Annotated in this window: 7 protein-coding genes; 5 read left to right on the top strand and 2 right to left on the bottom strand. The window is 73.1% G+C overall.

Annotated features, from left to right (window positions below; translation table 11 throughout):
• Nucleotides 1-4: 4 nt before the first annotated feature.
• The 5 genes from solA to ACF073_RS19955 are packed head-to-tail and all read left to right on the top strand — an operon-like array spanning nt 5 to nt 6949.
• On the top strand, nt 5-1174 hold the full coding sequence (solA, locus tag ACF073_RS19975; RefSeq protein WP_392071686.1) for an N-methyl-L-tryptophan oxidase: 1170 nt from the start codon (nt 5-7) through the stop codon (nt 1172-1174).
• Nucleotides 1171-2316, top strand: a complete 1146-nt coding sequence (locus tag ACF073_RS19970) for an aromatic ring-hydroxylating dioxygenase subunit alpha (protein ID WP_392071684.1) — start codon at nt 1171-1173, stop codon at nt 2314-2316. Before solA ends, ACF073_RS19970 begins: the two co-directional genes overlap by 4 nt.
• Nucleotides 2309-3775, top strand: coding sequence for an aldehyde dehydrogenase family protein (locus tag ACF073_RS19965; protein WP_392071682.1), 1467 nt, complete (start codon nt 2309-2311; stop codon nt 3773-3775). The genes ACF073_RS19970 and ACF073_RS19965 overlap by 8 nt, the downstream gene beginning before the upstream one ends.
• 19 nt (nt 3776-3794) lie before the next feature.
• Nucleotides 3795-5366, top strand: coding sequence for an APC family permease (locus ACF073_RS19960; protein WP_392071680.1), 1572 nt, complete (start codon nt 3795-3797; stop codon nt 5364-5366).
• 32 nt (nt 5367-5398) lie between these two features.
• Entirely contained in the window at nt 5399-6949 is a 1551-nt protein-coding gene (locus ACF073_RS19955) for a GMC family oxidoreductase (RefSeq protein WP_392071678.1), read from the top strand.
• 3 nt (nt 6950-6952) lie between these two features.
• On the opposite strand, the gene ACF073_RS19950 is transcribed toward ACF073_RS19955, so the two are convergent.
• Nucleotides 6953-11599, bottom strand: a complete 4647-nt coding sequence (locus ACF073_RS19950) for a hypothetical protein (RefSeq protein WP_392071677.1) — start codon at nt 11597-11599, stop codon at nt 6953-6955.
• A 37-nt stretch (nt 11600-11636) separates the two neighbouring features.
• Nucleotides 11637-12515, bottom strand: a complete 879-nt coding sequence (locus ACF073_RS19945) for a hypothetical protein (protein ID WP_392071676.1) — start codon at nt 12513-12515, stop codon at nt 11637-11639.
• Nucleotides 12516-12542 lie beyond the last annotated feature (27 nt).

Raw genomic sequence — 12542 nt, 5'->3', positions numbered from 1 at the left:
GCCCGTGTCACCGTCTTACGACGTCATCGTCATCGGACTCGGCGGTATGGGCAGCGCCGCCGCCCACCATCTGTCCGCACGCGGCGCCCGGGTCCTCGGCCTGGAGAAGTTCGGTCCGGTGCACAGCCGCGGCTCCAGCCACGGCGGTTCGCGCGTCACCCGGCAGTCGTACTTCGAGGACCCCGCGTACGTGCCGCTGCTGCTGCGCGCCTACGAGCTGTACGAGGACCTGGAGCGGGCCACCGGCCGCGCCGTCGCGACCCTCTGCGGCGGTGTGATGATCGGCCCGGAACGGTCGCGGACCGTCTCCGGCGCCCTGCGCTCGGCTACCGAGTGGGATCTGCCCCACGAGATGCTGGACGCGAAGGAGATCCGCCGCCGCTTCCCCACGCTCAGCCCGCGCGACGACGAAGTCGCCCTGTACGAGGCGAAGGCGGGCCTGGTCCGTCCCGAGAACATGGTCGCCGCGCACCTCCAGCTGGCCACCCGGCAGGGCGCGCAGCTGCAGTTCGAGGAGCCGATGCTGCGCTGGGAGCCGTACCGGGACGGAGTGCGTGTCCATACGGCCGAGAACACCTACACGGCCGGCCGGCTGGTGATCTGCCCCGGTGCCTGGGCGCCGCGGCTGCTCACCGACCTCGGGGTGCCGTTCACCATCGAACGGCAGGTCATGTACTGGTTCCAGCCGAAGGGCGGCACCGGGCCGTTCCGGCCGGAGAACCATCCGATCTACGTCTGGGAGGACGCGGCAGGCGTCCAGGTCTACGGCTTCCCGGCCATCGACGGCCCCGAGCTGGGCGCCAAGGTCGCCTTCTTCCGCAAGGGGCAGGTGACGACCCCGGAGACCATCGACCGCACGGTGCACGAGGAGGAGATCCGGGCCATGGCGGACCACATGTCCCGCTGCGTCCCGGACCTGCCCGGCACCTTCCTCAAGGCCGCCACCTGCATGTACTCCAACACCCCCGACGAGCACTTCGTGATCGCCCGGCATCCCGCGCACCCGGACTCGGTGAGCGTGGCCTGCGGATTCTCCGGGCACGGTTTCAAGTTCGTGCCGGTCGTCGGCGAGATCCTGGCCGACCTGGCGCTGACCGGTTCCACCGCGCATCCCATCGGCCTGTTCGACCCCGCCCGCCTCGCCGCCGCGTCCGCCCGAGGAGCCCGCCCGTGACGACGAACCCGATCTCCCCGAGCCGGCTCACCCCGAGCCTGATCGCCACACTGCCGGGCCCGTACTACACCGACCCGGACATCTTCCGGCGCGAGCAGGAGCTGCTGTTCGAGTCCCTGTGGTTCTGCGCCGTGCGCAGCGCGGACCTGGACCGGCCGGGCGCCTTCCGCACGGTCCAGGTCGGCCGCGAGAACGTCCTCGTCACCCGGACCCGCTCCGGCGAGCTGCGTGCCTTCCTCAATGTGTGCCGGCACCGGGGGGCGCGGCTGTGCACCGAGACGTCCGGTCAGGTGCGGCGCAGTCTGCAGTGCCCGTACCACGCATGGACGTACGACCTTGACGGCAGATTGATCGCCGCGCCCAACTTGATCAAGATGCCCGACGTTGATCGGGTCGAGTACGGGTTGATCAAGGTGTCTCTGCGCGAGTGGCTGGGCTACGCCTGGGTGTGCCTCGCCGCCGAACCGCCCTCCTTCGAGGACACGGTGATGTACGCGGCCGTGGAGCGGCTCGGCGACGCGGCCGCCCTCGAGCGCTACGGCACCGAGCGGCTGGCCCTCGGCAGACGCGTCACCTACGACGTACGGGCCAACTGGAAACTGATCGTCGAGAACTTCATGGAGTGCTATCACTGCGCGACGATCCACCCCGAACTCATCGAGGTGCTCCCGGAGTTCGCCGACGGGTACGCGGCCCAGTACTACGTCGGCCACGGCACGGAGTTCGGCACGGAGATCAGCGGGTTCACCGTGGACGGCAGCGCGGGTTTCGCCAAGCTCCCCGAGGTCGGTGCCGACCAGGACCGCCGCTACTACGCGATCACGATCAAGCCGACCGTGTTCGTCAACCTCGTCCCCGACCACGTGATCGTGCACCGCATGTTCCCGCTGGCCGAGGACCGCACGGTGGTGGAGTGCGACTGGCTGTACGCGCCGGAGGTGGTGGCCTCGGACGCCGACCTGTCGAAGTCCGTCGAGCTGTTCCACCGCGTCAACGTCCAGGACTTCGACGCGTGCGAGCGCACCCAGCCGGGGATGTCCTCGCGCGCGTACCGCGGCGGCGGGGTGCTGGTGCCGAACGAGCACCACATCGGCCTCTTCCACGAGTGGCTGCTGACCCGGCTGGGGGACGCCCGTGCCTGACCTGTTCATCGACGGCACCTGGCGGGGCGCGCTGGACGGGCGCACCCGGGAGATCCGCTGCCCCGCCGACGGCTCCCTGGTCGGAGTCGTGGACGAGGCCGGCGGAAAGGACACGGCGGAGGCCGTCGCCGCGGCCCGCCGCGCCTTCGACACCGGCCCCTGGCCGGGCGTACCGGCCGCCGAGCGAGGTGACCTGCTCCTGCGGGTCGCCGGCCTGCTCGCCCGGGACAAGGACGCCCTGGCCCGCGCCGAGTCCCTGGACACGGGCAAGCGGCTGGTGGAGAGCGCGTACGACATCGACGATGTCGTCAACTGCTTCCGCTACTTCGGGCGGCTGGTCGCGAGCGAGACCGGGCGGGTGATCGACACCGGGCGGACCGACGTCGACAGCCGGGTGGTGTACGAACCCGTCGGCGTCTGCGCCCTGATCACGCCCTGGAACTACCCCCTGCTGCAGACCGCGTGGAAAGTCGCCCCGGCGCTGGCGGCCGGCAACACCTTCGTGCTGAAGCCCAGCGAGCTGACCCCGCACACCGCGATCCACCTGGTCAGGCTGCTGGCGGAGGCGGGGCTCCCGCCGGGTGCGGCCAACCTGGTGCTGGGCGCCGGACCGGAGGCGGGCGCCCCGCTCGGCGACCATCCGGACGTCGACCTGGTCTCCTTCACCGGGGGGCTGCGGACCGGCCGCCGGCTGATGGCCGCCGCGGCCGGCACGGTGAAGCGGGTCGCGCTCGAACTCGGCGGGAAGAACCCGAACATCGTGTTCGCGGACGCGGACTGGGCGGCGGCCGTCGACATGGCGCTGACGGCCGTGTTCCTGCACTCCGGGCAGGTCTGCTCGGCCGGGGCCCGGCTGCTGGTCGAGGACGCGCTGCACGACCGGTTCGTGGACGAGGTCGTACGGCGGGCCGAGCGGATCCGCCTGGGCGGCCCGTTCGACGAGCGGGCGCAGACCGGGCCGCTGATCTCGGAGGCGCACCGGGCCAAGGTGGAGGCGTACGTGGCGCGGGGGCTCGCGGAGGGCGCGGTGCTGCGCTGCGGCGGCGCCCGGCCCGCCGGTCCCGGTCACGACAAGGGCTTCTTCTATCCGCCGACCGTCCTGGACGGGTGCACGAGCCGGATGTCGGTCGTCCGGGAGGAGTCCTTCGGGCCGGTGCTGACCGTCGAACGGTTCACCACCGAGGAGGAGGCCGTCCGGCTCGCGAACGACACGGTCTACGGGCTCGCGGGCGCCGTGTGGACCGGTGACGAGGCCAGGGCGGCGCGGGTCGCGGGACGGCTGCGGCTCGGCACGGTCTGGATCAACGACTACCACCCGTACGTGCCGCAGGCCGAGTGGGGTGGTTACAAGCAGTCCGGGTTCGGCCGCGAACTCGGACCGGCGGGGCTCGCCGAGTACCGCGAGACCAAACACGTCTGGCGCAACACCGCGCCGGCACCGCAGGGCTGGTTCGACTGACAGCCAGAGGAGTCCGCTGATGACGACCACCGAGCAATCGCCAGGCCCCCACCATCACGACGACACCGAGCTCGCCGAGTTCGGCTACCGTCCCGAACTCAAGCGCACCCTCGGCAACTTCCACACCTTCGCCGCCGGGATCAGCTACATCTCCATCCTCACCGGCACCTTCCAGCTGTTCTACTTCGGCTACGGCAGCGGCGGGCCGGCCTACTGGTGGTCGTGGCCGATGGTGTTCGCCGGACAGTTCATGGTGGCCCTCTGCTTCGCCGAGCTGGCCGCCCGCTATCCGGTGGCCGGCTCGGTCTACAACTGGTCGAAGAGGGTGGGCAATCCGCATCTCGGCTGGCTCGCCGGGTGGATGATGTTGATCGCGTCCATCGTGTCCATCGCGGCGGTCGCGCTGGCCTATCAGCTGACGCTGCCGCAGATCTCCTCCGTGTTCCAGTTCGTCGGGGACGGCACGGGTACGTACGACGTGGCGACCAACGCGGTCATCCTGGCGGCCGTGTTGATTCTCTTCACGACGCTGGTCAATGCGTTCGGCGTCAAGCTGATGGCGACGATCAACACGGCCGGCGTCTTCATCGAGTTGATCGCGACCGTTGTATTGATCATCCTTTTCGCCGTCCATATCACCCGGGGTCCTCAAGTAGTCGTACAGACGAACCACACCGGAGCCGGATACTCGACGGGGTATCTCGGTGCCTTCCTGGTGGCCTCGCTGGCGTCCGCGTACGTCATGTACGGCTTCGACACCGCCGCCTCGCTCGGCGAGGAGTCCCTGGACCCGTCCCGCAACGCCCCGCGCGCGATCATCCGCGCGATCGTCGCCTCCTTCGTCCTGGGCGGCCTGGTGCTCCTGCTGGCGCTGATGAGCGTCTCCAGCCTGAAGGGCGACAAGCTGTCCACGGACGGCCTCCAGTACGTGGTGCTCGACGTGCTCGGCCCGACGGCCGGCAAGGCGATGCTGTGGTGCGTGCTGATCGCGGTCACGGTCTGCGCGCTGGCCGTGCACACCGCGGCGATCCGGCTGGCGTTCGCCATGGCACGGGACAACAACCTGCCCGCGTCCTCGCTGATGGCCCGGGTCAGCCCCCGTTTCAAGACCCCGGTGCTGCCTGCCGTGATCATCGGTGTGCTGGCGCTGGCGATCCTCGTGGTCAACATCCGTCAGCCGCAGATCGTCACGGTCGTCACCAGCATCGGCATCGTCATGATCTACCTCGCCTATCTGGGCGTCACCGCGCCGATGCTGGTGGCCCGGCTGCGCGGCCGGTGGCAGCCGGCGGGCGAGGGCAGGTTCTCGCTGGGCCGCTGGGGGCTGTTCGTCAACATCGGCGCGGTGGTGTGGGGCGCCGCGATGACGGTCAACCTGATCTGGCCGCGCGCAGCCGTCTACAACGCGTCCGCTCCGTACCACTGGTACCTGCGCTGGGGCGCGGTCCTCTTCGTCGCGGTGATCGCGGGCGGCGGCTTCGCCTACTACTGGTTCGTCCAGCGACACCGCACCGGCGTGCTCGCCGAACACCGGCTGGAGGCCGCGCCCGCCGCTCCGCCCGCTCCCTTCGCCGGCCCGGGCGCCGACTGATTCCGCCAGATCCCGGCTGACCAGGAGGTCATATGAGCATCGATGCGTTCGACTACGTCGTGGTCGGCGGCGGCACCGCCGGCAATGTCGTGGCCGCCCGGCTCTCCGAGGACCCCTCGGTGACGGTGTGCGTGCTGGAGGCGGGACCCAGCGACGTCGGCGACGACGACGTCCTCAGGCTGGAGCGCTGGATGGGGCTGCTGGAGTCCGGATACGACTGGGACTACCCGGTCGAGCCGCAGGCCGCCGGCAACAGTTTTATGCGGCACGCGCGCGCGAAGGTGCTCGGCGGCTGCTCCTCGCACAACTCCTGTATCGCCTTCTGGGCGCCGGCGGAGGACCTGGACGACTGGGCGGCCAGGGGGTGCGCGGGCTGGAGCGCGGCCGATCTGTTCCCGTTGTACCGGCGGGTGGAGAACAACGACGCGCCCGGCGACCACCACGGCCGCACCGGCCCGGTGCGGCTGCGCACGCTGAAGGGCGGGGACCCGTGCGGCGCCGCCCTGCTGGAGGCGTGCGCGCAGGCCGGCATACCGACGGTCCCGTTCAACACCGGGCGGACGGTGGTGCGCGGGGCCAACTGGTTCCAGATCAACTCCGACGAGCACAACATCCGCCAGTCCTCCTCCGTGGCCTATCTCCACCCCGTCCTGGGCAAGCGCCCGAATCTGGACGTCAGGACCGGGGTGCGGGCCAAGAAGCTGGTGCTGGAGGGCCGGCGCTGCGTGGGCGCCGAGTACCTGGACCCCGACCTGGTGCACACGCGCACGGTACGGGCCCGGCGCGAGGTGATCGTCTCGTGCGGCTCGATCGACTCGCCGAAGCTGCTGATGCTGTCCGGCATCGGCCCGGCCGGGCGGCTGCGCGAGGTCGGCGTCGAGGTGGTGACCGACTCCCCCGGCGTCGGCGAGAACCTCCAGGACCACCCCGAGGGCGTGATCATGTGGGAGGCCAGGCAGCCGATGCCCACCACGTCCAGCCAGTGGTGGGAGGCGGGCATCTTCTACGGCACCGAGCCCGGCCTGGACCGGCCCGACCTGATGTTCCACTACGGATCCGTGCCGTTCGACATGAACACCGCGCGCTGGGGCTATCCGACCTCGGAGAACGCGTTCTGCCTCACCCCCAACGTGACCAAGGCTAAGTCCCGCGGCACGGTACGGCTGCGGACCCGGGACTACCGGGACAAGCCGAAGGTGGACCCGCGGTACTTCACCCACGAACACGACGTGCGCGTGATGACGTACGGGCTGAAGCTGGCCCGGCGCATCGCCGCCCAGCCGGCGCTGAGCGGCTGGGCGGGGGCGGAGCTGGCGCCCGGGCCTGACGTCCGGTCGGACGACGAGCTCCTCGACTACATCCGCAAGACGCACAACACCGTCTACCACCCGTCCTGCACGGTGAAGATGGGCGCCGACGACGATCCCTCGGCCCCGCTCGACGCGCGGCTGCGGGTCAAGGGGGTCGAGGGGCTGCGGGTCGCGGACGGGTCGGTGATGCCCGACCTGATCGCGGTCAACCCGTGCATCACGACGATGGTGATCGGCGAGAAGTGCGCCGACCTGGTCAAGGAGGACGCCTGACGGCTAGGCGGGCCGCTTGTACATCCGGGTCGCCGTGATCTCGCTGCGCACCGCCTCGCCGGCCTGGGGCTGCTGGGGCAGGCCGGGCCTGAGGTGTTCCTCCACGCTGATGTACTTCAGGCCCGCCCGGAGGTCGGCGTCGTTGCGCAACCGGATGACCAGCGGGAACTCGGCGAGCGCGGTCGTGTCGAACAGGCCCGTGGTGTACAGCAGCTGGACGCCCAGCGCGTCCGACACGGCTCGCTGGAGCTCCAGCAGATAGGTGGCGTTGGCGCGGCCGATCGGGTTGTCCAGGAAGAGGGTGCCGGCGTGCCGGTGCTTGTCCCGTCCCCGGTCGTTCGAACGCAGCGCGGCCATCGTGCAGTACAGGGCGATGGCGGCGGTGAGCAGCTGGCCGCCCGAGAAGACGTCGCCCATCTGGCCGACGGGGACGCGCTCGGCGCGCAGCACGGCGTCGGGCTTGAGGATCTCGACGGCGACGCCCTTGGGCTGCAGGGCCGCCGCGACCCCGCGCAGCAGCAGGGACATGCCGTCGCGGCGCAGGTCGGAGTTCTTCCTGACGGCCGCGCGCGTGGCCTCGTCGATGACCTCGCCGAGCCGTTCGACGAGGGTGGCGTGGTCGGGCTCCTCGAAGCGGATGCGCAGGAACTCCTGGCCGGACCACTCGCCGAGCCCCTCGGGCAGCCGGGAGAGCCGCTGCGCGGCCCTCAGGGTGGCCAGCGCGGACTCCACGAGACCGCGCAGCCGGTCCACGATCGAGTCGCGGTTGCGCTCCAGCTGGGCCAGCTCGTCCGTGAGCACGCGCAGCCGGGGCGCGAACGCGTCCGCCCACTTCTGGGCGTGCTCGGGCAGCGCGGCGGCGGGCAGCTCGCGGATCTGCTGCCGGGCGGGGGTGCGGACCTGCTCGTAGCGTGTGGAGTTGGCGTGCCGGACGAGGACGTCGCTCGCCTCGCGCACGGCCCCTTCGGCGGCGGACAGGTCGGCGGCGCAGCCGCGCAGCGAGCGGCGGGCCTCGGCCGCGGAGTGCCGGGCCTCCTCCAGGGTGCCGGGGTACGGCTCCTGCTCCTCCTGGTCCTCCTCGGAGGTGTGCTCGCGCAGCAGGTCGCGGAGCATGGCGGCGATCTCGTCGAAGCCGCCGGCCGCGTCCTCGGCGGCGCGGTGGGCCTCCAGCAGCTCCGCGTGCGCGTCGCGGGCCTCGGCCAGCGCCCCGGTGCGGGCGGCGAGTTCGGCCGTGGCGGTACGCAGCAGCACCTGGGCGTGCTCGGCGTCCCGCGGCACGAGCTCCTCGGCCAGTCCGGTGTGCGTCTCGCCGTCCTCGGGCGCGTGGCGTTCGGCCTCGCCGCGCAGCCGGCCGAGCTGCTCGCTCGCGGTCGACATCCGGGTCTCCAGGAGCTGCACCAGCTCCTCCGCGCGCGCGGCGGCGGCCTGCCGGGAGGGCCCGTCGGAGCCGTCGGGCGACTGCAGCAGCTGCTCGGCGCGGGTGCGGACCTTGTTGCTGAGCCGGTCCAGTTCGGCGCGGGCGGCGCTCTCGTCGCTCTCCGCTCGGGCCTGCTCGGCGCGCAGGTCGGCGCCGACGCCGACCTTCTCGTACACCTGGGAGGCGGCCCGGTAGGCCTCGCGGAGGTCCGGCAGGGCGGCCTTCGGGGCGTCCGTCTCCTCGACGGGTACGTCGTCCGGTGCGCCGGCGATCTCGGCGCGCTCGGCGCGCAGGGCGCGCGCGGTGCGGCGGGCGTCGTCGGCGGCGCGCTGGGCGCCGCGGCGGTCCTCGTCGGCGGCGCGGGCGCGTTCCAGGCAGGTCTGGGCGCGGGCCTCGGACTCAGCGGCGTCGTCGGCGAGTTCGCGCAGTTTCACCTGCCAGCCCGCGCGCTCGCGCAGCCGGAAGGCGAGGCCGGCGAGGGCGTCGGCGGCGCGTCGGGCCTTCTGTGCGGCCTCCTGCCGCTCGTCGCGGACCTGTGTGGTCTCGGCGGCGGCCTCGTCGGCCTCCGCGCGCGCGGTCCGTGCCTCGGCGAGTTCGGCCTCGGTCTCCTCGGCGAACGCGCGGGCCTCCTCGGCGGCCGCGGCCAGCTCGGTGAGCCGCCCGGCGGGGCAGCCGGTGCGCCATGAGGCGAGCCGGGCGGCCAGTTCGCGGTCCTTGCCGAGGCGGGCGGCGCGGGTGCGGATCTCCTCGTCGCGCCCGGTGGCCCGGGCGCGCAGTGCCTGCCGTTCCTCGTCGGCGGCGTGCTCGTCGTGCATGGCCGGGTTCGGCGGCACGAGGAAGACGTCGCCGGGGGCGGCGCCCACGGCGGGGGGCGGGGCGAGCAGCGCGGCGGCGGTGCCGACGGCGACGGCCGAGCGGGGCAGCAGGGCGGCGTCCCCGAGGGCCTCGCGGGCCCGCGCGTGCGTGTCCGGGTCGGTGATGATCACGCCGTCGACCAGTTCGGGGCGGGCGGCGAGCACGCGCGCGTGGTCGGCGGGGTCGACGGCCTGGGCGAGGTAGCGCCAGCCGGGCAGTGCCGGGATGCCGTGCTCGCCGAGGAACTCGACGGTGGCCAGCACGTCCGGGCCGGGCGGCAGCAGTCCGCCGTCACCGAGGGCGCCGAGGATCCGGGCGTCGTCGGCGGCGGCCGTCCGCAGGTCGAACAGGTGCCGTTCGGCGGCCGACACGGCGTCGTCGAGCAGTGCGCGCAACTCGTCGGCGCAGCGGTCGAGTTCCTCGGCGGTGAGCGGGCCCTCGGCGGTCGGGCGCGGGCTGTTCTCGGGGGCCGGGACGCCGTCGTCCGCTCCGTTCCGGGGGCCGGGCACGCCCACGCGCGGCGCACCCGGTGCGCCCGGCAGGCTCAGCAGTTCCGCCAGCCTTTCCTCGGCGGCCAGCGACTCGGCCAGGCGGCGTTCGGCCTCGTGGGACCGTTCGGCGGCGGCCGCCGCGTCCGCCGCGCGGGCGGCGGTCAGCTCGGCGCGGGACTCGGCGGAGGCCGCCTCGCGCGCGTGCTCGGCGGCCTTGCGGGCGGCCTCGCGGGCCGCGTCCCAGGCGGCCACGGCGGTCTTCTCGGCGTCGCTCGCGGCGAGCGCGGCCCGTGCCGGATCGGCGTCCGGAGTGCTGTCGTCCAGCCAGCCCGCGCGGACCGCCTCGGCGGTCTCCTGCTCGACCTCGGTGAGCCGCTGACGCAGGTGGCCGACCTCGCTGCGGGCCCGCTGCGCCTCGGTGGCGGCCGCGGTGGAGTCCCGGTAGGCGCAGTCGCCGGCCTCCTGGAGGGCGGCGGAGCGCTCCTCCTCCTCGTTGGCGAGGGCCTCGGCGCTGCCGGCGGCGGCGTGCAGGGCCCGTACGAGGTCCACGGCGGCCTTGGCGCGGGCGGCGAGGGCGGGGGCCGCGTCGCGTTCGGCCTCCTGGATGGCGGCGGACACGCGCGCGACGCGGTCGGCGGCGGCCCGGTGGCGCAGCACGGCCTCGGCGGCCTGCCAGGCGGAGTGCAGGGTGCGGGCGTCGGCCAGTTCGCGCTTCTGCGCCGCGGCGGACTTCTCGGCGGCGGCGAGGGCCAGCGAGGCATGCCGGTAGGCGAGTTCGGCGGCGATCAGGGCGCTGCGCTCGCGGGCGCCCTCGGAGTGCGTGACGGCGTAGGCGGCGGCCGTGACCCGCTGGGCGAGGTCGGCGGCCCTGACCCGCTCGCGCACGGCCCGCGCGGACAGCCGCCGGGCCAGCGTGCGGGTACGCCGCTCGGCGCCCGCGTGGACGTCACGCGCGCGTGAACGTGCCTCGGCCGCCTCCACGATCCGGCCGAGCAGGTCGACCGAGCCGGCGGTGAAGTCGCGTTCCGCGATCAGTTCGGCCCGCCGGCCGAGCTTGTTGCCGAAGCCGCTGACGAGGTCGGCGAGGCCGTCGGTGTCTCGGGTGTCGGTGACGGCACGCAGCAGCAGGTCGGTGAAGTCGGAGTCCTTCTTGACCGCGAAGAGGCCGGCCGCCTCGCCCTCGTCGGCGTTCATCTCGCGCTGGTAGCGGAAGAGTTCGGGGTCGAGGCCGAGGTCGCCGAGGTGCTCGATCCAGCGGTCGTGGATCTCCTCCCAGTGCGCCTCCAGGTGCGGGTATGCCTTGCCGGCCTCCATGAGGGCGTCGCGGAAGCCCTTCATGGTGCGGCGCCTGCCGTGCGCGCCGGACGCGCCCTCGACGGGCGGGCGTACGGCGGTGGCCTCGGCGACGGGCAGGTTGTCCAGGCTCAGTCCGGGTCCCGGCCGGAAGGAGTACCAGGCCTCGGCGAACTTGCGCGGGTCGTTGGAGACCTGCCGTCCGCGCCACTCGCTGACCTTGCCGACGACCACGCACTCGCCGGTCAGCACGTGCTGCCATTCCAGCGCCACATGGCCGCAGTCGTCGGCGAGGAGGAACTTGCGCAGCACGCCGGAGCTGGCGCCGCCGAGGGTGTTGCGGTGACCCGGCAGCATCACGGAGAAGATCAGCTTGAGCAGGACGGACTTGCCGCCGCCGTTCTCCAGGAACAGCACGCCCGCGGGGGCCGGGCGGCGCGGCGGGCCGGAGGGCTCCTCCTCGAAGAACTCGGCCTGCGCGGGCGCCGGGTCGGGCACGGGCTCGCCGACACCCCGCAGGTCAAGCACGGTGTCGGCGTAGCGCGCACCGGCGGGACCGATGGAGTAGAGGCGGACCCGGGACAGCTCGTACATGGCGGACTCTCGTAAGTCTGGTGAACGGTGCGGTGGTTCAGGAGTGGAACGGGAGCCCGGCGTCGGCCACCAGGTCCAGGTCGTCCGTGTCCTCGGCGGCCAGCAGGGTGGCCGTGCCGTCGGTGACCGGGACGACGCCCAGCTCCAGCAGCTCGGCCAGGGCGGCGCTGCCGGCGATGTCGCGGACCTGGAGCTGGTAGCGGGCGGTGGTGCGGTACGTGCCGCCGCTGTCGTCGCCGGTGCGCTGCAGGAATCCCGAGTCGGTGAGGAAGGCCAGGGCCTTCGCCACGATGCCGGTGGTGGAGGCGGCCGGCCGGCGGGCGTCCTTGGTGGCGCCGGTGGCGCTGCGTCTGGCCCAGATCCGCCAGGCGGTCTCCAGACCGGGTGCGTCGGTCGCCGGGTCGGTGTTCTCGCCCTGCTCCTCGGCGCGCTCCTCGAGGCGGCGGCAGGCCTGCCGGACGAAGGCGTCGACGCCGTTGACGGTGACCCGGCCGATGTAGGTGTCGTCGGCCAGGTCCTCGGGGCGCGGGAACGCCAGCGCGGCGACCGCGAGATGGGCGAGTCCGTGCAGGAAGCGGTCGCCGGAGTCGGCGGCGGTGCGACGCGCGTAGTCGCCCATGCGGACGGCGAAGACGGAGTCCTCGGCGGCGGTCACGGCCATGCCCGCGCGCGGCGACACCTCCAGCACGACCAGCCCCAGTCCGGCGGCCACGGCGTCCGCGAGCCGGGCGAACGCGGGGTCGTCGCGGTGGCGGCGCAGCAGATCGGTGTACTCCTGGTCGCGTGCGGGCAGCAGCTTGGGCTGGAGCCCGAAGGCCACGAGCCGCGCCGCGTCGGCGGCGTCGGCGGGGGTGACGGCGGCGGACGCCGACGGGGCGGGGGCCTCCGCGTCACTCCACTCGACGTGCTCGCTCACGACTGCAACTCCTCGGTCTCTGGTACG

The sequence above is a fragment of the Streptomyces sp. NPDC015171 genome, from assembly GCF_043079545.1.
Lineage (GTDB): Bacteria > Actinomycetota > Actinomycetes > Streptomycetales > Streptomycetaceae > Streptomyces.
This window is presented reverse-complemented; position numbering and strand designations above follow the sequence as displayed.